15 protein-coding genes are annotated in these 21534 nt (G+C 60.8%); 2 read left to right on the top strand and 13 right to left on the bottom strand.

The genetic code is table 11. The features are described from left to right. Positions 1 to 75 precede the first annotated feature (75 nt). From ACIPQ1_RS15445 to yaaA, 13 genes are all read right to left on the bottom strand, one after another. Positions 76 to 1527, bottom strand: coding sequence for a mannose-1-phosphate guanylyltransferase/mannose-6-phosphate isomerase (locus ACIPQ1_RS15445; protein WP_250962868.1), 1452 nt, complete (start codon positions 1525 to 1527; stop codon positions 76 to 78). Between the two features lie 217 nt (positions 1528 to 1744). Beyond that, a complete protein-coding gene (locus tag ACIPQ1_RS15440; RefSeq protein WP_411385559.1) occupies positions 1745 to 2410 on the bottom strand; it encodes an alginate O-acetyltransferase AlgF in 666 nt (221 codons plus the stop codon). A 14-nt stretch (positions 2411 to 2424) separates the two neighbouring features. Beyond that, entirely contained in the window at positions 2425 to 3600 is a 1176-nt protein-coding gene (locus tag ACIPQ1_RS15435; protein WP_446534401.1) for an alginate O-acetyltransferase, read from the bottom strand. Between the two features lie 11 nt (positions 3601 to 3611). Next, entirely contained in the window at positions 3612 to 5177 is a 1566-nt protein-coding gene (locus ACIPQ1_RS15430) for an MBOAT family O-acyltransferase (protein ID WP_411385558.1), read from the bottom strand. Positions 5178 to 5388: 211 nt separating this feature from the next. Further along, positions 5389 to 6525 (bottom strand): mannuronate-specific alginate lyase, encoded by a 1137-nt coding sequence (locus tag ACIPQ1_RS15425; RefSeq protein WP_186705143.1) that lies wholly within the window; start codon positions 6523 to 6525, stop codon positions 5389 to 5391. 11 nt (positions 6526 to 6536) lie between these two features. Next, entirely contained in the window at positions 6537 to 7988 is a 1452-nt protein-coding gene (locus ACIPQ1_RS15420) for an alginate O-acetyltransferase (RefSeq protein ID WP_186705144.1), read from the bottom strand. 11 nt (positions 7989 to 7999) lie between these two features. Continuing rightward, entirely contained in the window at positions 8000 to 9592 is a 1593-nt protein-coding gene (algG, locus tag ACIPQ1_RS15415) for a mannuronan 5-epimerase AlgG (protein WP_446534400.1), read from the bottom strand. A gap of 26 nt (positions 9593 to 9618) precedes the next feature. Then, positions 9619 to 11109: an alginate export family protein gene (locus ACIPQ1_RS15410; protein WP_186705201.1), complete on the bottom strand. Its 1491-nt coding sequence runs from the start codon at positions 11107 to 11109 to the stop codon at positions 9619 to 9621. 5 nt (positions 11110 to 11114) lie between these two features. Continuing rightward, positions 11115 to 12626: an alginate biosynthesis TPR repeat lipoprotein AlgK gene (gene algK, locus ACIPQ1_RS15405; protein WP_446534399.1), complete on the bottom strand. Its 1512-nt coding sequence runs from the start codon at positions 12624 to 12626 to the stop codon at positions 11115 to 11117. A 9-nt stretch (positions 12627 to 12635) separates the two neighbouring features. Continuing rightward, complete coding sequence (locus ACIPQ1_RS15400; RefSeq protein ID WP_186705147.1) at positions 12636 to 13805, bottom strand: alginate biosynthesis protein Alg44; 1170 nt, start codon at positions 13803 to 13805, stop codon at positions 12636 to 12638. 35 nt (positions 13806 to 13840) lie between these two features. Then, positions 13841 to 15322, bottom strand: coding sequence for a mannuronan synthase (gene alg8, locus ACIPQ1_RS15395; RefSeq protein WP_411385554.1), 1482 nt, complete (start codon positions 15320 to 15322; stop codon positions 13841 to 13843). A gap of 100 nt (positions 15323 to 15422) precedes the next feature. After that, entirely contained in the window at positions 15423 to 16739 is a 1317-nt protein-coding gene (locus ACIPQ1_RS15390) for a nucleotide sugar dehydrogenase (protein WP_053124910.1), read from the bottom strand. Between the two features lie 810 nt (positions 16740 to 17549). Further along, the gene (gene yaaA, locus ACIPQ1_RS15385; RefSeq protein WP_411385553.1) at positions 17550 to 18329 is read right to left on the bottom strand and encodes a peroxide stress protein YaaA; all 780 of its coding nucleotides are present in this window, start codon (positions 18327 to 18329) and stop codon (positions 17550 to 17552) included. A 299-nt stretch (positions 18330 to 18628) separates the two neighbouring features. Here yaaA and ACIPQ1_RS15380 point away from each other — a divergent pair, with 299 nt between their 5' ends. Together ACIPQ1_RS15380 and ACIPQ1_RS15375 are read left to right on the top strand one after the other, a co-directional pair. Further along, the gene (locus tag ACIPQ1_RS15380) at positions 18629 to 19753 is read left to right on the top strand and encodes a polysaccharide deacetylase family protein (RefSeq protein ID WP_250962857.1); all 1125 of its coding nucleotides are present in this window, start codon (positions 18629 to 18631) and stop codon (positions 19751 to 19753) included. 335 nt (positions 19754 to 20088) lie between these two features. Next, on the top strand, positions 20089 to 21483 hold the full coding sequence (locus ACIPQ1_RS15375; RefSeq protein WP_030139644.1) for a PhoH family protein: 1395 nt from the start codon (positions 20089 to 20091) through the stop codon (positions 21481 to 21483). Positions 21484 to 21534 lie beyond the last annotated feature (51 nt).

Here is a 21534-nt window from a genome sequence, read left to right as displayed (position 1 = left end):
CCACCCAACCCACTGCGGATAGGGGACGCAGTGGGCTGGATGGGGGCTTCTTGTACGGCTGATCGTTGCTGCGGGTTACTGTGCGATGGTCTTCACCGACACGCCACGTTCGATTGGGGTGGAGCGACCATAGATGTCTTCGAAACGCTCGATGTCGTCTTCGCCCAGGTAGCTGCCGGACTGCACTTCGATGATTTCCAGCGGGATCTTGCCCGGGTTGCGCAGGCGGTGCACCGACGCGATCGGGATGTAGGTCGACTGGTTTTCGCAGAGCAGGAACACGTTCTCGTCGCAGGTCACCTCAGCGGTGCCGCTGACGACGATCCAGTGTTCGGCGCGGTGGTGGTGCATCTGCAGCGACAGGCACGCACCCGGCTTGACCGAGATGTGCTTGACCTGGAAGCGCCCGCCCATGTCCACCGAGTCATAGGAACCCCACGGACGATAGACCTCGCAGTGGTTCTGGGTCTCGGTACGACCCTGTGCGTTGAGGGTGTTGACCATCTGTTTCACGCCTTGGACCTTGTCCTTGTGGGCGATCATCATGGCGTCCTTGGTTTCGACCACCACTATGTTTTCCAGGCCGATCACCGACACCAGCTTGCCGTTGCCGTGGATCATGCAGTTGCGGCTGTCCTGGATGACGACGTCGCCCTTGGTGACGTTGCCATTGGCGTCTTTCTCGTTGACTTCCCACAGCGACGCCCAGCAGCCGACATCGCTCCAGCCGGCCGACAGCGGAACGACGCAGGCACGCTGGGTCTTTTCCATCACGGCGTAGTCGATGGAGTTGTCCGGGCAGCAGGCGAAGGTGGCTTCGTCGAAGGTGATGGTGTCGGCCGTCTGCTCACTGCGCTCCAGGGTCAGCAGGCAGGTGTCGTAGATGTCTGGATCGTGCTTTTTCAGCTCTTCGAGGAAGCGGCTGGCGCGGAACAGGAACATGCCGCTGTTCCAGAAATAACCGCCGGCCTCGACGAACTCGGTGGCACGCTTGACGTCGGGTTTTTCGACGAAGTGCGAGACGCGGCTCACGCCCTCGGGCAGCAGCGCATCGTTGGTCGACTTGATGTAGCCGTAGCCGGTTTCCGGTTTGGTGGCCGGTACGCCGAACAGCACCATTTCGCCACGCTCGGCGGCCACGGTGGCCAGTGCCAGGGCGCGTTGCAGGGCTTTCTGGTCGTCGATCACGTGGTCGGCCGGCAGCACCAGCATCAGCTCGTCGCGGCCTTCGTTGACCAGCATCATCGCGGTCAGCGCGACGGCCGGTGCGGTGTTGCGCCCGAACGGTTCCATCAGGATGCGCTGGGCTTCGAGCTTACGGGTGCTCAGCTGTTCGTTGACGATGAAACGGTGGTCTTTGTTGCAGACCACGATCGGCGTGTCCATGCCTTCGAACACCAGGCGCTCGAGGGTCTGCTGGAACAGGGTGTGTTCACCGGTCAGGGCCAGGAACTGTTTAGGGAATTGCTTGCGCGAAAGCGGCCAAAGACGTGAGCCACTACCACCTGACAAGATCACCGGAATCATGTTTGTTACTCCTTGAAGCGAAATGGTTGTTAGAGCTACTGCGTTCTGTCGTTTCACTCTCTTGTTCTTGTTCCGTACCCGATTGACACCCCGATTCAGGGTGGGAGCGGGCTTGCTCGCGAAAGCGGTGGTTCAGCCAACATCAATGTTGAATGTGAGACCGTATTCGCGAGCAAGCCCGCTCCCACAGGGGTACAGCGTCAATCAGGTGAGTTCATCAGCGGGTCGACACTGGGCGTTTCACCCACACTGGCGACAGGCTGCTGCCCGAGCCGGTCACGTACAGCACGGCCGCTTCGCCGCGCTCCAGGGCCACGGGCTTGACGTCGCCGACTTTCTTGTCGCCTTCGTACAGGGCCAGGGATACTTTCACTGGGTTGATTTCACGTTCGCCACGGCCCTTGGCGGCCACGTTCGGCACCACTTCGGTCTTGCCGTCGGCGGTCTTGAGGGTCAGTGCCTTGTCGCTGAGGTTCTGTACGCGGACCAGGGACTTCTGCTTGTTCTTGAACGGTGGCTCTTCGATCAGTTGCGGCTGGCCGGTGGCGTTGTTGACCAGGGTGTAATAGTGATCGGAGGCCAGTTTCACCGGCACGGACTGGCTGCCGACCTTGGCGCTGTAGTCGCCACCGGGCATGAAGCTGAAGTCGCTGCTGGCCAGTGGGGCTACGTCGCTGATGTTGGTGCTGCCGACGGTGGCGCTGACTTCGGCGTTGCTGGCGTTGTACACCCGCACGAAGCTCGAGCCTTTTGGCGCGACCGGACCGTAGAGGGCCGAGTCACCGGCGAAGGCCGAGAAGGAAAGGGCGCTCATGCTGGCGACCAGGGCAACAGCCTTGAAGGAGCGAGCAGCGAGACGGCGAGGAGTAGTGTTGAAAGTCATGGTGGACCTCTCTTTCAGTTTTGCGCCCGGTCGGGCGTCTCGGATTGTGTGTTAGCAGCTACGTTCTGTTGGCGGGCGCCGGCCTGCTTGAGTTCGGCGACCCACTGCGGATCGGCGTCGCCGATCTCGTTGTTCACGGGCAGATAACGTTCAGGGAACTCCCAGATCAGCACCTGTGGCGGGCTGTTCTTGAAGGCGTCGCTCTTGAGGTAGCTGAGCATCGGCAGAATCGGGCCATGGCCGTCTTCGGCGTAGTTGACGACGTCGCTGTGCAGGGCTTGCTTGAGTGCACCGACGAAGTTCCAGTTCGGGTTGGCGCTGTAGCTGGTGCCGATCAGGGCCACGGGCACCTGGGCATCGGCGAACAGTGCGTCATCGCTGGCCGGCTGGTCGTCGGCTTCGCGGGTGTTGCGCTTGACGAGCGGCTCCTGGGCCGGCATCAGGTTTTCGAACAGCGGGTCCAGCGGCAGGAACTGACGCAGGTCGCCTTTATGAATGACTTTCTCCGCAGGCTCGGTGACGAAACGCTGTGGCTCGCCATTGAGTGGTGTGCGTTCGGCAATGGCTTTGGCCAGATGTTCCGCAGCAATTTGCGCGCCTTCCGGTGTCCAGTGGGTGTCGGTGCGCAGGAACACTTGCTGGCCGCTTTGCTTGGCCTGCTGCAGCGGGGCGAGCAGGTCAGGGGCGACGATCTTGTCCGCGGCCACGCGGGCATGGAAGTCCTGGTACAGGTTGGCGTGAATGCTTGAAGGCTTCACTTCACCCAGGTGCTCGGGGTACAGCCGCGCCTTGGCCGGCACGATCGCCATGACCAGGGTGATGCCTTGCTCCTTGAGCTTCTGGCGCACGCCTTCGATCAGCGCGTAGTTGCCTTGCAGGTTCTGGTCTTCGTTGACGATCGGGTTGAACTCTTCGTCGCTGTACAGCCACTGGTCGCGGCCCAGGACCACGCCTTTGCGGCCCTCATTGAACAGCTTGTAGTCCAGCGCGGCCCAGATGTTGGTGCCCAGGCGCTTGATCGGAAACTCTTCGTCGTAGTGCGTTTCCACGGCCTTGGCCCAGCGCCCGTTGAGCACGGTCGCGTCGGGGTTGGTGCTGAAGCCCAAGAAGCTGCGCATCGACCACAGGCCCAGCGCTGTCAAAATCAGCATGAACAGTGCGATGTAAAAGATGCGTAATGAGCGGGTCATGTTCAGATCCCTCAGAACTGGAAGTAAAGGAACGGCGAGAAGCTTTGCGCCGAGAGTTTGAGAATCGAGGCAATGAACAGCATCAGCACCAGGGCGCGCATCACGTAGCGTGACCAGTCCGCGGTCCAGTAGGCCGGTTGCACTTGGGCCTCGACGCCGACGGTGTAGCCTGGCTCGTGGATCGCCGCTGGGTTGTCACCCGGCACGGCCTTGATCATTCCCGGTTGCGCGGTGGCCGGGCCGTTGGCTTCGGTATTGACCTCAGGCTTGGTCTTGACCGGTGGACGGTTGGTGTAGAAGTCCCGCAGGCCGAAGAAGGCGAGGGTGGCGTAGGCCACCACCAGCGTGGCGATCTGCAGGCCGGTGAGGTTGGCGCGGGTCAGTTCCGACAGCGACCAGTCGCCGAAGCTGAACATCGCGCTGTACATGCGACCGGCCACGTGCAGGTTTTCGGCACGGAAGATCACCCAGCCCATCACCACCAGCAGGAAGGTCAGCGCCCAACGAATCGGGTTGATGCTGCGTGGGTTGGTGTCGATGCCCACCGCTTTTTCGATGGCCAGCCACATGCCGTGCCAGGCACCCCAGATCACGTAGGTGATGTTCGCGCCATGCCACAGGCCACCGAGCAGCATGGTCAGGAACAGGTTGCGATAGGTCATCAGCGTGCCTTTGCGGTTACCGCCCAGGGTGATGTAGAGGTAGTCGCGCAACCAGGTCGACAGGCTGATGTGCCAGCGGCGCCAGAACTCGGTGATCGACTGGCTGATGTAGGGCTGCTTGAAGTTTTCCATGAAACGGAAACCCATCATCAGGCCCAGGCCGATGGCCATGTCGCTGTAGCCGGAGAAGTCGAAGTACAGCTGCGCGGTGTAGGCCAGGGCGCCGAGCCAGGCATCGCCCGTGGTCGGGTTCTGCAAGGCGAAGCAATGGTCGGCCACCACCGCCAGGGTGTCGGCGATGAACACTTTCTTGATGAAGCCCTGCATGAAGCGGGTGCAGCCTTCGGAGAACTTGTCCAGTGTGTGGGTGCGGTTGTTGAACTGGTCGGCCAGGTCGCGGAAGCGCAACACGGGGCCGGCGATCAGGTGCGGGAAGATCGCCACGAATGCCGCGAAGTCGATCAGGTTGCGAGTCGCCGGTGTGTCACCGCGATAGACGTCGATGATGTAGCTGATGGACTCGAAGATGTAGAACGAGATCCCGATCGGCAACAGCACGTGGGTCAGGATGAACGGGTTCAGACCAAAGCCGGTGATGATCGCATTGAGGCTGTCCACGCCGAAGTTGGCGTATTTGAAATAGCCCAGGATGGCCAAGTCCACGCCCACGCCGAGCAACAGCCAGCGCTGGGCCGGTTTGGTGCGCACGCCGGCGGCGCCGACTTTCAGGCCGATCCAGTAGTTCCACAGGGTCACGCCGGCGAACAGCGCGAGGAAGTCCACGCGCCACCAGGCATAGAACACGTAGCTGGCGATCAGCAGCAGCAGGTTGCGATAGCGTTGCCCGCTCAAGTAGTACAAGCCGAGAAAGATCGGCAGGAACAGGAACAGGAACACGTTGGATGAAAATACCATCCCGATCTCTCCATGTTGAATCAACAGTCAAGGGCCAGAGCCCCCCCAAACCCCCCCATCAAAACCGGGGGGTTATTGCATTTCGAACACCTGCCTACCTGTGGCGAGGGAGCTTGCTCCCGCTCGGCTGCGAAGCAGCCGCATCGTCAGGCTTGGGGGAGCTGCGCGCCCCAGCGGGAGCACGCTCCCTCGCCACAGGATGTGTTGGGCGTTAACTACCTTTTTCGCCTTTCTCCCGCGAAGGGTCATACACCCGGGTCAAGTCCCCGCCGAGGCGGAAGGTCTTGAACGGTTGCATTTCGTGCTTGCGTTCCAGCACGTCCTCCGAGCAGGTGTAGAGACTGCAGAACGGTTCGAGCCAGGCGAATTTCGAATCGACCTTCAGGTCCTTCATGTCCTGCTCTTCGCCGTTCTTCTCTTCGAAGATGTCCGGGTCTTTCACCCCGGCCAGCACCCGGTCACCCAGGCGCTTGAGCGCACCGTTGTTTTCCTGGCGCAGGTCGACACCGTTGACCTGGGCGAAACTGGCGATCATCGCCAATGGCGGCAGGGCATAGTTGTGGTAGGACAGGGCTCGTTGCTTGCGCTTGAGTTCGTTGGGCAAATAGCCCTCGGCGTCGACTTGATTGACGCCGACCTTGTATTCCTTGACGGCCCAATCGAACAGGTCGCGGCGGTTGGTTGCCACGGAGGTGGCCATCACCGACCAGGCAGCCCAGTAGGAATGGTTGTTGATCTTGTCCAGCGGCAGGTTGTCCCAGTCGCTGACCACCTGGTCGGCCATCCGGCTGAACCAGCCTTCGATCAGTTGCGCCTGCTCCGGGTGATTGGCCAGCGGACGGGACTCGGAGAACTTCAGGCGCACATAGGCCGAAGCCATGCTGCCCAACGCCCATTTGCGCATGGACTTGCCAGTGTGGTTGAAGTCCTTGGACATCAACGCATCGGCCTGGGCCCAGGCGGTCAGCCAGTTCAGCGTGCATTCCAGTTGCTCGGGGCGGCCGTCACGCATGAACTGCATCACTTGCTTGCTGACGCCACGCTCGATCTTGGTGATGTCGGCGGTGCTATCGCGGAAGGCTTTTTCCGATTGCACGTTCAGCGTCGCGCGGGCCTTGTCGGAGCCCTCGTACTTGCTGCGAAATTGCAGGGAACCGGTGTAGGGCGTCGGCGTGGCGTCGCAACCTTTGGCCGCTTCGCCGGCCTTGACCTTCTCGATCGGTGCGAAGTAACCCTGTGGCGGGCGCAGCGGGGCCGCCGCCTGCGTGGCCCCGGCGAACATCGCCAGGGTCAGCAGGGAGGGCGCCAGCAGCGTTTTCAACGTTCGGGTGCGCGTGGTACTGGTCATGAGACGAGACCTCATTGTCCGATTTGAGCCGTTTGTTGCCCGGCTTGCGGAGATGCGTTGCGTTTGCAGACTTTCGCTTCCACTTGCAGTGGCTCCTTGCCGGCTTCAGGCCCCTGGACCTCTAGAGCCAAGAGGTTCTGGGAGGCCCAGTCCTCGTCGGTACGCAATTGGAAGGCGAAACGTCCGTCGGTGTCGGAGGTATTCGGTTTTTCGATCTTGATGTCCTCGTGGCGCCCATTCATGTACCAGAGGGTGGCTTGCAAAGTTTTCACCGAGGTGTCGGCGAAGCGGATGTCGACCTGGTGGCTGCCGTTACGCAGATCCATGTTCTGGCTGTTGACCATCAATTCGTTCTTGCCCGGCTTGAGCTTGGCCTTGCTGCTCATCAGGGCCGGCTTGCCTTCGCAACCGTTGTTGTCCAGCAGCGCCATCATCTGGCGGTAGATGGTTTCCTGGTCCAGGCGATACAGCGGCGAGAATTCCCAGATGAGAATCTTCGGCGGGTTCTTCTGGAACTCTTCGCTGCCCAGGTACTGGATCATCGCGCCCTCGAAACCACCGCCGGGGAAGGCGACGTTGAGGATGTCGGCGCCGATGGCTTCTTCCAGGAAACCGGCAAAGTTGTAGTTCTTGCCGCTGTGACTGGTGCCCACGAGGGTGATCTGCGGGTTGCCGGAATCGCCGAACAGGTCGCCGTCGCCGGCCTCGCCCTTGGGTTCGGTGGTGAACTGGTCCATGTATTGGATCGCGTAGCTGGTGCCGCACAGCTGCCCGGCCATGTTGTGCAGGGTGCCGGTCTTGCCCATGCGGCCGGACTTCTTGGTCTCGAACTCACGCTTGGGGATGTCGGCGAAGGCCGGGATCTGCTTGACCTTCTCGGCCACGACCTTGGCGGTGCGCTGGGCGCCGTATGGGGTCCAGTGCTGGTCGCCACGGAAATAGAAATCGTGGGCCGGCAGGGTTTCGGGCAGGTTTTCGTTGGTCAGCGGCGACAGGTCCGGCACCACATAACCCATCTGGGCGAAACGGCCGAGCATCGATTTGTAGTTGGCCAGGGCTTTCTCGTAGTCGAAAGCGGCTTTTTCCTGCGGGTTGAGCTTGTTGCGGTTCACCAGGCCCCGGGTCGGCTGGTAGACGAGCACCAGCTCGACGCCTTTGGCCTTGAACGCATCGTGCAACTGCTGCAGGCGCTTGTAGCCGGCCGGGGTGGTGTTGAATTCGGTCCGCAGGTCTTCCTGGGTCCGGAACAGCCAATCGCCCTGGGCTTGTACCAGCGTGGTGAAGTTCTGCTGGTAGCGCGTGGTGTAGTTCTTCGCGTCATGGGCCGCCGGGCACAGGTTGCAGCACGGTTCGGCGGTGAAGCTCGGTGCCTTGACTTCATCGGCGCGCGCGCCACTTGCGGCGGCGAGAATGCCGGCAGTCAGGGCGGACAGGCCCAAAAGTTTGATCATCTGTGGGTTCATAAAGGTCATCCTCAGTCCCGCATTTCGGTCTGGCGTTCGACAGGGTCGATCAGCACGGCTTTCTGCTGGCGCACCAGCAGGTCAAGAATTTCGTCCTGGCGTTCGCCGAGGATTCCCGAGAAGCTGATGCCGCTGGATTTGGTCGGCGCGAGCATGGACACGCGGTACAGCTCGACGCTCAGGGGCGAGTCGATGGACAACGGGCCGCTGCCGTTGGCGGCCAATTCGCCACCCACCACGATCAGCGAGACCTGGGCGTCGAACGGGTCGAGCTTGATGTCCCGGTCGGTGTCCGACAGGTCTTTGATGTGGCCGTAGAGACCGGTCAGGCCGTTGGCCATGGACACGTTTTCGTAGAGGCGGATGTTCACGCTGTTACGAATCCGGATGCCGTGGCGGCGGTTGCTGATCACTTTGTTGCCCCACAGCAGGTTGTCACCACTCTCGTACAGCGTGATGCCGTCGGTGTGGTTCTTGTAGATCTCGTTGTAGGCGATCAGGTTGTTCACGCTGTTACGGTCGATCACCAGGCCCGAGAGTTTGTTGTCGTAGCTGCGGTTGTTGAAAATGAAGCTGTCGTTGACCTCACGGGAAATGATGATCCCGTGCTTCTTCTTGGTCCCGTAGACGGTGTTGTCGGCAATGATCAGCCGATGGGAACGGTCGTGGGGGTCGATGCCGTAGACGATGTTGTCCTTGTAGGTATTGCTCTTGACCACGAAGTCGTTGGTTTCGTAGCAGTAGAAGCCGTACCACATGTCCGAGAACTCGGAACCGATGATCCAGCCGGTCGGTTCCGGGCGCTTGAGGACCTTGGCCATGTTCGGCGTGTACTGGGAAATACTCACCCCGTACGACTTACTGTTGGCGTAGCCGAAACTGGCCATCTTGCTGTTGACGATGTAGGTCTCGGTGCCGCCCCAGGACAGCAGGAACGGACGGAATTCATTGGGCGAGCGGAACGTGGCAGGGCCGTTTTCCTTTTCGCGCCAGCCGGTGACCTTGGTGTCGCGGATGAACATCCGGCCATCGTTGACCAGGAACGCGCCGCCCTCCTGGGACAGGCGCAACTCCTGGGTCTGCTTGTCGATCTCAAGGATGCCTTTCTGGCCGACCACAATCGGAATCCTGGCCAGGAACACGCCTGGCGAGGTTTCGCTGAGGTACTGCTTGGGCACCTTCTTGACCAGGTCCTTGAGGTTCATGTAGCCATCGTCGATGAAGATGGCCTGTGGGATGCCGCGCTGGCGCACCACCCACTCGGCCATCTTGTTGTCGCCGCCGATGAAGTCCTTCAAGGCGTTTTCCTGCATCATCCGGCGCACGCTGATCTTGCCGGGCTTGCTGCGCACGATCTTGGCCGCGACCGCTTCGGGCGTATAGCCTTTGAGGTCGGGCAGGGTCGGCGCGGCCAGCTCCAGCGGTGCGGTCGGCGCGCTGCTGACGGTGTAGGTCTTGGCTTGTTGCAGTTCCTTGGCCACGTTGCCCGGCTTGACCACCGGTTCAACGTTGGCGAACGCCGGCGAGCCGGCCAGCAGCATCGCTGCGACCAACAGGCTGATCGAACCTTTCATCGCCTGGCTGTTCCTGAGGTAGCGGTTCATATCGGGCACTCCCATGGCCATTCGCATCAGAAGCGCCAGATCACGTCGACAAAGGCGCGATGCATGTACGAATCGACCTCTTTGCCGTAGGCGTCGCCTGGCTTGAACACGCCGCCACGAAAGCGCACCAGCGCCGACGGCTCATCGATGGACTGACTCAGCGCGGCCGGCAGCAGGCCTTGCTTGAAGTACTTGGTGACGACGAGGTCGACTTCCTGGCCCAGGTCCTTGTCGCCATCACGCAGCGGCAGGGTCGAGGTGGACAGGATCGCGCCGGTCACGTCGTCGGTGTTGTTTTCCACGGCGTTGATGCCGTTGCTGCCCACCGGCTTGTTGCCGTCCACGCGCCAGAACTTGTGGTACACCAGGCTTGCGTCGTATTCGTCACGCAGTTGCCAGGAACCGAACAGGCTGGCGCTCTGGGTGTTGGCCATTTCGCCGCGGAACGCTTCGCCGAAACGGTGCACGCGCGAGCGGGTGCCGGTGAAGTTCGAGCGGTTGCTTTGCAGGCCGTTCTGCTCGTAGTCCTCGCTGGCGCGGGCATAGGCCGCACCGACTTGCCATTGCGGGTCCAGACGCAGACGGATACCCAGGTCGGTGGCCCAGCCGTCGACGTCATCGCTGTGCTTGGCTTCTGTTGGGCGTGTGCCGTCGGCATTGAGCGGGTTGACGGTGTCGCGGTCGCCGGTCATGCCGGTGAGGCTCGCCCAGTAGTTGACGGTGTTGGTGTTGCGCCAGTTGTAGGCGTCGCTGTTGGCTTCCAGGCCCAGCCAGGTCAAGTCACCGTTCTCGGTCTTGTCCAGGGTGTCGGTGGCTTCGCCCGGGGTCGGGTAATCGAGGCTGCCGCTGTCATGGGAGTGGTGGGCACGGATCCCGGCCCACTGGCCTGGCATCCACTGGTAGCCCACGTCGCCATAGACGTGCATGCGGTCCTTGTCCTTGGGGGACAGTTCCTTGAGGTCGGTGCGGTATTCGCTGAACCGTTCGGCCACGCCGAGGTTAGCTCGCAGCAAGGTGGTGTCGAAGGTCCAGTTCAGGGCTTCGATGTTGGTGTCGCGCCATTGGCCGTCGTCGTTGCGCAGGCGCTGGCGACCGAACTTCAACTGCTCGCCCGGGTAAGGGGTCAGGCCACGGTAGCCGATCCAGAACTCGCGCATGGCCAGGTAGCTTTTCTTGGCTTCGCGATCACCGCTGTCGGTTTGCTGGGTGCTGCCATCGGACTGCTGCAGGGTGTCGGTCTCGATGATGTCGCTGGACGTCACGGCCTGGGCCATGGCGTAGGCGCTCCAGGCGCCGCTTTCGCTTTCGCCGTAGACCCACGGACGCAAGTCCAGGCCGACACCGTTGACGTCGCCACCGCTCTGGGTGCCGAGGTCACGGTCGTCTTCGGACTGGCCGGTGATCTTCACTTCCAGGCCGAAGTTCTTGGTGTCAGTCAGGGCCGCCAGGGTCGGGCTGGACCACAACAGGGCAAACGACAGGCCAATACCAGCCTGTACAAAAGGATTGAGCTTCAAAAGCTTCATAGAGGTTCCTCGCCGTCATCTTCTTTTAGGGCTTGCAGTTCAAGCGTATCGGGGCTCATTGCGCCGCGAATGGCCTGCTCTTGTTGTAGCAGGCGTTGCGCTTGTGCAAGTTGTTCCGGCGGTAATTGTGCTTCGAGGGTTTGGGCAAGCTCGGTGGCTTGCGGGGTGTTCTGCGCCTTGGCCAACTGGCTGAACACATACGCGTTGACCGGGTTGGGCTTGGTGCCCTTGCCCTGGGAGAACAGCTGGGCAATGGCGTAGTCGGCGCTGTTCTGGCCGTTGCGGGCGGCCTTGAGCAGGTGGTCCAAGGCTTTTTGCGAGTACACCTGGCCCAGGTAACCACGGCGATAAATCTGGCCGAGGTAATAGTCGGCGGCCACTTCACGGCCCACGGCTTTCTGGAAATGCGCCTCGGCGACCTTGGCATCGGCCGGGACCCACTTGCCTTCGTAGTACAGCTTGCCCAGCAACAGCTCGGCACGGGACTGGTCGGCGGCGCGGCCGTTTTCCAGGTACTGCATCATCTTGTCGACGTCACCCAGTTCCGGGAAGTCGTAAAGCAGTTGCGCCAGGCTGACCCAGGCAGCGGGGTAGCCAGGGGCGATGCCTTCGAGCAGCGATTGGGCGGTCTTTTCATCGGTCTTGCCCAGGCTGGCATCGGCCAGGACGCGGGCGACGCTGTCCACGCGCTGGGCGGAAACGACGCCACGGGCGTGGCCATCCTGCATCTGCTTGAGCAGCGCGGCCTGCTGTTCCGGCTGGCCGCGTTTCTGATAGACCGTGGCCAGTTCGACGTAGCAGATGTCCGTGGTCGCCAGCGCGGCCTTGCAGACCTTCTCGACTTCATCCAAGTGTTGGTCGTAGGTGCCTTGGGTGCGGTAGAGCAGGATCTGCGCCAGGCCCGCTTCCGGATAACCGGCGCTGCGCCATTGGCTGATCTGCTGCTGGGCGTTGACGTTCGGGAAACTGTGGGGATATTGCAAGTACAGCATCGCCAGCGGTATCAGGGTGTTGCCTTCGCCGTTGGCGAAGGCTTTCTTCAACAGGCCTTCGGCTTCGTGTTTTTCCGCTTCGGTGGAACCGGGCTTGGCCACCAGCAGGCGACCCAGGCGCGCCTGGGCCCGCGGCGAGATGTCGGCCGCGGCGCGGTAAGTCGCCTCGGCTTTTTTCATCTGCTCGGGATCGCGGCTGTCCACCTGGATATCGGCCAGGCCTACTTGGGCTTCGCTGTAGCCCAGGTCGGCCAGTTGCTGGTAGTTCTGCTGCGCCAACGCCGTGTCGCCGCGCTTGAGGGCTTCGTTGGCCAGGCGTTGATCGGGCAGGCCGGCGCAACCGGCCAGGCTGACGGCCAGTGCCAAGGCACACAACGCATAGCCTGTGTGGGAGCGAGCTTGCTCGCGATGCAGGCCGCTCGGAGTACCAGACAGTCCGCGTCGATCCCATCGCGAGCAAGCTCGCTCCCACAGGGAACGCGGTGCATTGTTGTTTTGTGGAGTGATCACGGGCATATCCTCGACTTAAATACCGACGGCCATGGCTTTGTCGATCAGCCAGTTCAGGTTCGGGCCACGGTCGCTGGTGACTTCTACCGGACGGCCGGCCAGGGCGCTGTCCAGGGGTTCGTCAGGCTGGATCAGCACACGGATATCGGAGGACAGGTCGGCACTTTTCAGGCTGGTGCTGCTGACGATCTTGCCGGTACGGGTGGTGTCTTCGCCGGCGACCTGGAAGCTGACCGGCGTGCCTGGGCGCACGTCGCCGAACTGGCGATAGGAGAAACGCGCTTCGACGTTGGCTTCAGTGCCCCGTGGGACCAGTTGGAAGATCACGTCGCCCTTGCTGGCGTACTGACCGTTGGCGACCAGTTGTTGGGCCACGATGCAATCGCACGGCGACGTCAGGGTGCCGGTCATCTGCTTGCCAAACAGCTCTTCGACTTTGGACGGCTGCAACTGGTTGTCGTCCAGGTGACCCTTGAGCACATCGAGCATGCTGGTGCTGAAGGTTGCCAGTGGGGCGCCCTTGGCGGCTGCGCCGTCGGCCTTGACCAGGCTCTGCACGGTGCCGTCGCGCGGCATGGTGATCGCCATGCCCGGTACATTCACCAGGCCTGCCTGGGCGTGGCTGACGAAGTACATGCCATACACCGACTTGAAGATGAACCCGAACGCCGCCAGGCCAACGATGAAGATCCCGAGGCTGAAGGTCACGGCGCGCAGGCGACCGAAGGCGCTCATGCCGCCGTTGTCGTCTTTCTGCTTGCGAGCCTTGGTGAAGTTGTCGCGCTGCAGGGTCGCCAGCACGTCGCCGACGCCGACGATGTCGCCGGCCAGGTGCGAGGTGATGATGTGACGCAGTGTCGAGATGTCCCGCGGCTCCAGGTTCTGGAACTGGCAACCGGTACGGCCGGTCTCGCGGTCGTAGGAGCGGATCTGCAATTCCACGTCCATGGCCAGGCCGAGGTTGTCGATGACGAATTGCAGGCGGGCCTTGTAGGTCTCGCCAACCTTGAGCGGCAGCTGGCCGGCGTTGAAGCACAGCCCACCGGCGGACAGGTCCAGGACCTTGACTTCCATGGGCGTGCGGTCGGGACCGAAGAAGCGCAGCTTGGCCGGGATTTTGACCCGGGCGTGTTGGCGCTGGGCTTCGGATTCATGCACTACGTTGACATTCACGGCGGTGTTCATAGGGGCGATTTCCTAGTTAATTCATTCAAGTCCGGTCAGACCATCGTCAGCAGCACGGCGACAAAAATGCTGCCGGCGGAGAAGGTCATGGTCCGAGACGACCAAGTGTTGAACCAACGTTGAAAGCTGGCGAGATCACGGGTCAGGTGGGTGGGCTGGCGAGTCCAGGACTGCTGGTCGAGGCGGAAGAACACGTAGATCTTCACCAGGGCACCGACGATCTGGTTGTAATAGAGAATCGCCGGGTAGGCAGGGCCGATCTTGTGGCCGGAGCACGACAGCAGCAGGGTCAGCAGGAACCGGGTGATGCCGATCCACAGCAGGTACACCAGGATGAACGCGGTGCCGTACTTGAAGCTGGCGATCAAGGCCACGGTCAGGCCAAGCAGCGAGGTCCACATCGACACCCGTTGGTCGAAAAGCACCACCGAGGTGAACAGGCCCAGACGCCGCATGCCCAGGCCCAAAGCCCGGGAGTTCTGCCGCAGGTTGTTGCCGTACCAGCGAAACATCAGCTTGCGGCTGGCCTTGATGAAGCTCTTCTCCGGCGGATGCTCGACGGTGTTGATCGCCGCATCGGGCACGTAGAAGGTGTCGTAGCCCAGGCGCATCAGGCTGAACCAGCTCGACTTGTCATCGCCGGTCAGGAACTTGAAGCGGCCCAGGCGCCAGTGTTGCAGCGAGTCGCTTTCCACATCGGCGATGAAGTCCGGGTTGGTGACCACGGTGGCGCGGAATACCGACATACGCCCGGTCATGGTCAGCACGCGCTTGGACAACGCCATGGAGCACATGTTGATGTGTCGCTGGGCGAAGCGCAGCTTGTGCCACTCGCTCATGATGTAGCCGCCGCGCACTTCGCAGAACTCGTTGGTGGTCAAGCCGCCGACATTGCCGAACAGCTGGAACCACGGCACGGTCTTGCGCACGACGCCTTCGGCGAGCACGGTGTCGCCGTCGATCACCGCCACCACGGCGCGGTCGTCCGGCAAGTGACGGGAGATGGCGCGGAAGCCGAAGGCCAGGCCGTCGCGCTTGCCGGTGCCGGGAATGCGCACGAAGTCCAGCTTGACCCGCGCTGGCGGGTTCATGCGGGCCCAGAGGCTCTTGACCAGCAGTTCGTCGGACATTTCCACGATGGAGCAGACCACGGTGGTGGGCAGCCCGCAGTCGATGGCCTCGCGGATGACCGAGCTATAGACCTGGGCCGTGGTCAGCGCGTCGATCCGGAAACTGGTGACCATCAGGTACACATGGGACGGATCCGCCGCCTTGCCCAGCTTGCGGACCTTGCGGCGCAGGTGCGGGTAGACGATGTACAGGAAGATCATGCCGCGCACGAAATGCGTCGCTCCCATGGAGTAACGCCAGATGCCCACGGCGCCGATCAGGAAGATGAAATCCTTGGATTCGGAGTCGAACGTGGACGTGGGCAGCGCCATGGCGATGCCCATCAATAAACTCATGTAAAACAGCCAACCGGCGGCCTGAAGCAGGCCGTGCTTTAGCCTGTGCATAATCTGCATCCGTCTCTATCTCGGGCGGGCCTTGTGGGCGGCCCGATGGGTTAAGGCAGGCGAAAGGCCGGCCAGGGCATGCCCCGGCCGGCAAACAGACTTACCAGCAGATGCCTTCGGTCCGGCCACTCGGGTTGGTGGCCTTGGACATGAAGCCGACCAGGTCGATGACCTGCTTGCCTTCCGGTACGTTTTCGGTCAGCGCGCGGAACTTCTCGTCGCGGTTGCCCAGGATGATGATGTCGGAGCTGTCGATCACCGAGTCGAAGTCGGCGTTGAGCAAGGACGAGACGTGAGGAATCTTCGACTCGATGTAATCCTTGTTCGCACCGTGGACGCGGGCGTATTCGACGTTGCTGTCGTAGATCTTCAGGTCGAAGCCCTTGCCGATCAGCATTTCCGCCAGTTCTACCAACGGGCTTTCACGCAGGTCGTCGGTGCCGGCCTTGAAGCTCAGGCCCAGCAGCGCGACTTTGCGCTTGTCGTGGCTGGAGACGATGTCGAAGGCGTTCTGCACTTGGGATTCGTTACTGCGCATCAACGAGTTGAGCAGCGGTGCTTCCACGTCCAGGGCGCCGGCGCGGTAGGTCAGGGCACGAACGTCCTTGGGCAGGCAGGAGCCGCCGAAGGCGAAGCCTGGGCGCATGTAGTACTGGGACAGGTTCAGGGTCTTGTCCTGGCAGACCACGTCCATCACTTCACGACCATCGACGCCGACGGCCTTGGCGATGTTGCCGATCTCGTTGGCGAAGGTCACCTTGGTGGCGTGCCACACGTTGCAGGTGTACTTGATCATCTCGGCAACGGCGATGTCCTTGCGGATGATCGGCGCGTCGAGTTCTTCGTACAGCGACTGCAGAACGTCACCGGAAGCGGTGTCGAACTCACCGATCACGGTCATTGGCGGCTGGTCGTAGTCCTTGATCGCGGTGCTTTCGCGCAGGAACTCTGGGTTGACCGCGACACCGAAATCGACGCCGGCTTTCTTGCCGGAGCAGTCTTCCAGGATCGGGATGACAACGTTTGCCACGGTGCCCGGCAATACGGTGCTGCGCACTACGATGGTGTGGCGGGTGGTCTTGTCACGCAGGACAAAACCGATCTCGCGGCACACGGCCTCGATGTAGTTCAGTTCCAGGTCACCGTTCTTTTTGCTGGGTGTACCGACGCAAATCATCGACAAGTCAGTATCACGAATGGCTTCGGCGAAGTTGGTTGTACCGCGCAGTCGGCCTGTTTGAATGCCTTGCGCCAATAGCTCGCCAAGACCAGGTTCAACGATCGGCGATTTGCCCGCGTTGATCATGTCGATTTTGTCTTTGGCGACATCTACGCCAACTACATCATGGCCCCGTGCAGACAGGCAACCGGCACATACTGCACCGACGTAACCCAAACCAAATATGCTAATGCGCATCGCATTTACCTCTGTTTTTCACGCCATTAAATGGCCGGAGTTAATAGTGTTCAGCGGTCATCGTGCACTCGGAAGTGTGGAATGCAGGCGCCACAGTGCCGTGTGCAGGCATACTAAGTTCCGAGTGTCTAAATAATTGCACTCAAGTTGTGCGCAAAGCGGCCTAGTTGTTATGACCTGCCCTGTTATGCAGCCAGTCCTCGTTGTCGGGAACGCTCGTGCAAAGGTCCTTCACTTCCAATCCCTGGCGAAAAGCCCACAAAATCAGAAGCTTGTGTGCTCGGGTGAGCACGTTATAGGGGCGCAGCCTTGGCCTTGTAGGGGATAGTAATGGTGCGTTATCTCCCATCCTTTAAGGGTGGATCCAATTAGACGACCGTTTCGCTAAGTTGTCGTGACAACTTGGTTAATCCGTTCGACGTCCTGTGTAAGTTATCTCCTACAGATCTGCGAAGAATCGTTACGGGTGGTATGAGCCGTGCAATTTCACATAGTTCCGATCCGCTCATCGCGATTTTCGAAATTTTTCGAAATATTATCGAAGATGGCACTGCTCTCAAGATGATGGCACTCGCCATTTTGGCCTTTATAAATGGGGAGTTAATGAGCTGAGATATTTTTGTGCCACTACCGATGAAAAAAATCGGTGCCACTACGCAAAAAACTGACGAGTGTCGAGTGAAAGAAAAGTTAGCGGGGGAGTGGGGCGATTTATTGACGTCATGAAACTGGCGAAACAGGTGGGGAACTAGGATGACAGATCGGGGCTTGATCGAAGCCCCCGATCAGAGAGCGATATAAGGTGATGCCTTATTCGGGGGCGTGATCGCGCAGGAACACCAATTTGTTCTGGCTCGATTGCTCGGAGTTGAAACGATAGCCTTGCACGTCGAATTGGCTGAGTGCCGCAGGGTCGTTGATCCGTTCCTCGATCACGAAACGACTCATCAGGCCCCGGGCTTTCTTGGCGTAGAAGCTGATGATTTTGTACTGGCCGTTTTTCAGGTCGCGGAATTCGGTATCGATGACGCGCGCTTTCAGTGCGCTGCGCTTGACCGCTGAGAAATATTCGTTGGACGCCAGGTTCAGCAGTATGTCGTCGCCCTGGTCGGCCAGGGCTTCGTTCAGCCATTCGCTGATGCGCGTGCCCCAGAAGGCATACAGGTCCTTGCCCCGGGAGTTGGCCAGCTTCGTGCCCATTTCCAGGCGATAGGGCTGCATCAGGTCCAGTGGTCGCAACAGGCCATAGAGGCCTGAGAGCATGCGCAAGTGTTGCTGGGCATAGTCGAAATCGGCTTCGCCAAGGCTTTGCGCATCGAGGCCGGTGTACACGTCCCCCTTGAAAGCCAGCAGCGCCTGCTTGGCGTTGGCCGGGGTGAACGCCGGTGTCCAGCTGCCGAATCGCGCGGCATTGAGGCCGCCGATCTTGTCGGAGACGTGCATCAGCTCGCTGATCTGTGCCGGCGAGAATTCGCGCAGCTGTTGGATCAGTTCCTGGGAGTGATCCAGGTACTGCGGCTGAGTGAAACGCGCGGTGGCCGGCGGTGTTTCGTAATCGAGGGTCTTGGCGGGGGAAATCACCATCAGCATGCGTTCGTCTCCTTGAAGGTGCGGCGATTCTAGGGGGTTGTCCGGGTGGACTCCAGCTATTGGGGTGATAGGTGATGGATGGGCGTGTTTGGATGGTTGCTCTCCTGGGCAGGCGCTTTTGTGGCGAGGGAGCTTGCTCCCGCTCGGTTGCGCAGCGACCGCAAAAATTCTGGGGCCGCTTCGCAGCCCAGCGGGAGCAAGCTCCCTCGCCACAAGGGCTTGTCCGCCAAGTTTGCGCAAGGGGGACGCGTCAGGATCAGCTATCATGCCGCGCGGGTTTCGTTATGGAGACATCCCTTTTGCGCATCGCCCTTCTGTTATCGGCCTGGTTGTTGAGCCTGGGTGCCAGTGCCGCGCCCAACGACGTCGCCACCCTGGACCGCAGCACCTGGCCGGAACAACTGACCAGCCCGACGCTGTTCGACGTGGCCTCGCGGGCCGAGATCCTGATGTTCGCCCGGGGCCTGCTGGATATCGATGCCATGGATGAAATCGCGCTCAAACAGTACTTGGGGTTGCGCACGGTCAACATGGCCGCGGTCGACGCGCTTCGCGCACGGCTGTGGCAGCGGCTGCTGGCCAATTACAACTTTGCCCAGCGCAGTTGCGATCAGGATGCTTCTTTCTGTTATTTGGTCGAGGACATGGCCACCCTGCGCGAAGAGGCTCGCAGGTTCCATCTGGATGACAACTCCTACTACATCAAATGGGCGGCGCCGAGCCAGATTTTCCATACCCAATATCGCGATGAACTGCTGCGTAAAGCCGCGCTTTTTCCGCAAACCAGCAGTGAAGTCGCGCGTTTCGGCGATTACGAACGCAATGGCGAGAACATGAACGATCGGCTGTTCCTGCTGACCTTCGACAGCGCCGCCAACGTGGTGCCGGACAACACCCCGTGGCTGACCGATTACCTGCGCAAGGCGAACATGAACGGCACTTTCTTCGTGCTGGGCAAGGACATCCAGGCGCGGCTGGAGGAACGCTCGGCCAACAGCCTCCAAATGTTGTATGCGGGGCAGTGCGTGGGTGTGCAGGGCTGGGAGTTTCGTTCCCACAGCCATTGGCAGGACTGGCAAGACTCGGTCCGGCGCAGTGTCGAGCTGGTCAAAGGCAAGTTGCCCGAGAATTACGTACCGCTGTTTCGCCCGCCCCAAGGCCAGCGTCGAGGCGATGCCGAAGGGTTTTTCCGGCAGCAGGGCCTGCAAGTGGCGCTGTGGGACATCGATCCCCAGGACAGCGGCAATCGGCTCAAGCCTGAGCAAAGCGCCCAGCGTGTGCTGACCCTGATGCTGCTGTGGCGTCACGGGGTGATCAATTTCAACGCCAAGCAGGATGGGGTGAAAACGGCAATGCCCTGGCTCATGGCGCAGACGGCGCAGAGCGGGATCGGTTGGGCGGACTGCCAGGAAGCGTTTCGCTGAAACCGGAAAAAGCCCGGAAACATTGGGGAGGGAGGAAAACCCGGGACACATTCGTGACAACCGGACTTCCGACTTTAACGGCGCGACGGCGGTACGCCAAGGGTTATTCGTCACTCTGAAAAATAAACTTCAAAAAAACGTCAAAGTGCTTTTTCCTGTCATGGTTTTTGGAGTATCAAGAAGTCAGACCGCCGAAACCTGCAACACAGGTGGCGTCTTCCAAGACCCAATTGTGTGCAGTTCACCTGAATCCTCGCGGGTGAATTCGGTGGCTACCTCGAGGCGCAGCACTGTCACGGTATTGCGTCGAATGGCCCCCACATAGGTGACCGAGTATGGATGACCACGGACGTAGCCCTTCCTCCAACCAGCCAATCCTCTATGTACTCGATACCAACGTATTGATCCACGATCCAAACGCGCTCCTGAACTTCGAAGAACACCACGTTGCCCTCCCGATGACCGTGCTTGAAGAGCTGGACAAGCTCAAGAGCGGGCACCACAGCGTTGCGGCCGAATGCCGGCAGGCGATCCGCCTGATCGACAAGACCCTGGGCGATGCCTCCCCGGAAGATGTGGAACTCGGCGTGCCGATCCAGCGCGGCAAAAGTGGCCCCAAGGGCCTGCTCTCGATCCTGATGAGCAAGCGCACCGAACCCAACCTGGTGCTGCCTGAACACCTGAACGACAACATCATCATCAACCAGTTGATCGACCTGCACGCGCGCAACAAGGACCAGGCCGTGGTGTTGGTGACCAAAGACATCAACATGCGCCTCAAGGCCCGCGCCTGCGGGATCGCGGCGGAGGACTACAGCACCGACCAACTGGTCGACGACGTTTCGCTCTTGCCCAATGGCTACCACACCATGACCGGTTCCTTCTGGGACCGTGTGAGCAAGGTCGAGACCCGCCAGGACCATGGCCGCACCTGGCACCAGGTGCAACTGATCGACAACCTGCCGGCGGTGCACATCAACGAATTCATTATCGATGAACAAGGCTTCGTCGGCTGGATCAAGGAAATCCAGGTCGACAAATTGCTGATCCTCGATTTGCACCAGGAACCGCTGTTGCATCAAGAGGCGTGGGGCCTCAAGCCTCGTGACATCTACCAGAGCCTGGCGCTGTTCGCCTTGCTCGATCCGGATATCCACCTGGTCAACCTGTCCGGCGCCGCCGGTTCCGGCAAGACCATCCTGGCCCTGGCCGCCGCTATCGAGCAGACCATGGTCAGCAAACGCTACCGGCGCATCATCGCCACCCGCAGCGTGCAGGGCCTGGACCAGGAGATCGGTTTCCTGCCCGGTACCGAAGCGGAGAAAATGGAGCCGTGGCTGGGGGCGATCACCGATAACCTCGAAGCCTTGCACATGGATGACGAAAGCACCCATGGCAGCGTCGACTACATCCTCAGCAAAGTGCCGTTGCAGTTCAAATCCCTCAACTACATTCGCGGGCGCAGCTTCCAGCAGAGCCTGATCCTGATCGACGAATGCCAGAACCTGACGCCGCACCAGATGAAAACCATCATCACCCGTGCCGGTGCCGGTTCCAAAGTGGTGTGCCTGGGTAACCTGGCGCAGATCGACACCCCTTACCTGTCCGCGACCAGCTCCGGGCTGACCTACCTGACCGAACGCTTCAAGGATTTCCCCAACGGGGTCCACATCACCCTGCAGGGCGTACCGCGCTCGATCCTGGCCGAATACGCCGAATCCCATCTGTAACCCCAGCCAAGCCGGGCGACCACCAGGTCGCCCGGTTTTTTTATGGCGATA

The sequence above is a fragment of the Pseudomonas sp. LARHCG127 genome, from assembly GCF_052871455.1.
This window is presented reverse-complemented; position numbering and strand designations above follow the sequence as displayed.

What these genes read in the sequence shown, in the direction of transcription:
- ACIPQ1_RS15445 (WP_250962868.1), bottom strand. Translation starts at nt 1,527, where the DNA reads ATGATTCCGGTGATCTTGTCAGGTGGTAGTGGCTCACGTCTTTGGCCG.
- ACIPQ1_RS15440 (WP_411385559.1), bottom strand. Translation starts at nt 2,410, where the DNA reads ATGACTTTCAACACTACTCCTCGCCGTCTCGCTGCTCGCTCCTTCAAG.
- ACIPQ1_RS15435 (WP_446534401.1), bottom strand. Translation starts at nt 3,600, where the DNA reads ATGACCCGCTCATTACGCATCTTTTACATCGCACTGTTCATGCTGATT.
- ACIPQ1_RS15430 (WP_411385558.1), bottom strand. Translation starts at nt 5,177, where the DNA reads ATGGTATTTTCATCCAACGTGTTCCTGTTCCTGTTCCTGCCGATCTTT.
- ACIPQ1_RS15425 (WP_186705143.1), bottom strand. Translation starts at nt 6,525, where the DNA reads ATGACCAGTACCACGCGCACCCGAACGTTGAAAACGCTGCTGGCGCCC.
- ACIPQ1_RS15420 (WP_186705144.1), bottom strand. Translation starts at nt 7,988, where the DNA reads ATGAACCCACAGATGATCAAACTTTTGGGCCTGTCCGCCCTGACTGCC.
- algG (WP_446534400.1), bottom strand. Translation starts at nt 9,592, where the DNA reads ATGAACCGCTACCTCAGGAACAGCCAGGCGATGAAAGGTTCGATCAGC.
- algK (WP_446534399.1), bottom strand. Translation starts at nt 12,626, where the DNA reads ATGCCCGTGATCACTCCACAAAACAACAATGCACCGCGTTCCCTGTGG.
- ACIPQ1_RS15400 (WP_186705147.1), bottom strand. Translation starts at nt 13,805, where the DNA reads ATGAACACCGCCGTGAATGTCAACGTAGTGCATGAATCCGAAGCCCAG.
- alg8 (WP_411385554.1), bottom strand. Translation starts at nt 15,322, where the DNA reads ATGCACAGGCTAAAGCACGGCCTGCTTCAGGCCGCCGGTTGGCTGTTT.
- ACIPQ1_RS15390 (WP_053124910.1), bottom strand. Translation starts at nt 16,739, where the DNA reads ATGCGCATTAGCATATTTGGTTTGGGTTACGTCGGTGCAGTATGTGCC.
- yaaA (WP_411385553.1), bottom strand. Translation starts at nt 18,329, where the DNA reads ATGCTGATGGTGATTTCCCCCGCCAAGACCCTCGATTACGAAACACCG.
- ACIPQ1_RS15375 (WP_030139644.1), top strand. Translation starts at nt 20,089, where the DNA reads ATGGATGACCACGGACGTAGCCCTTCCTCCAACCAGCCAATCCTCTAT.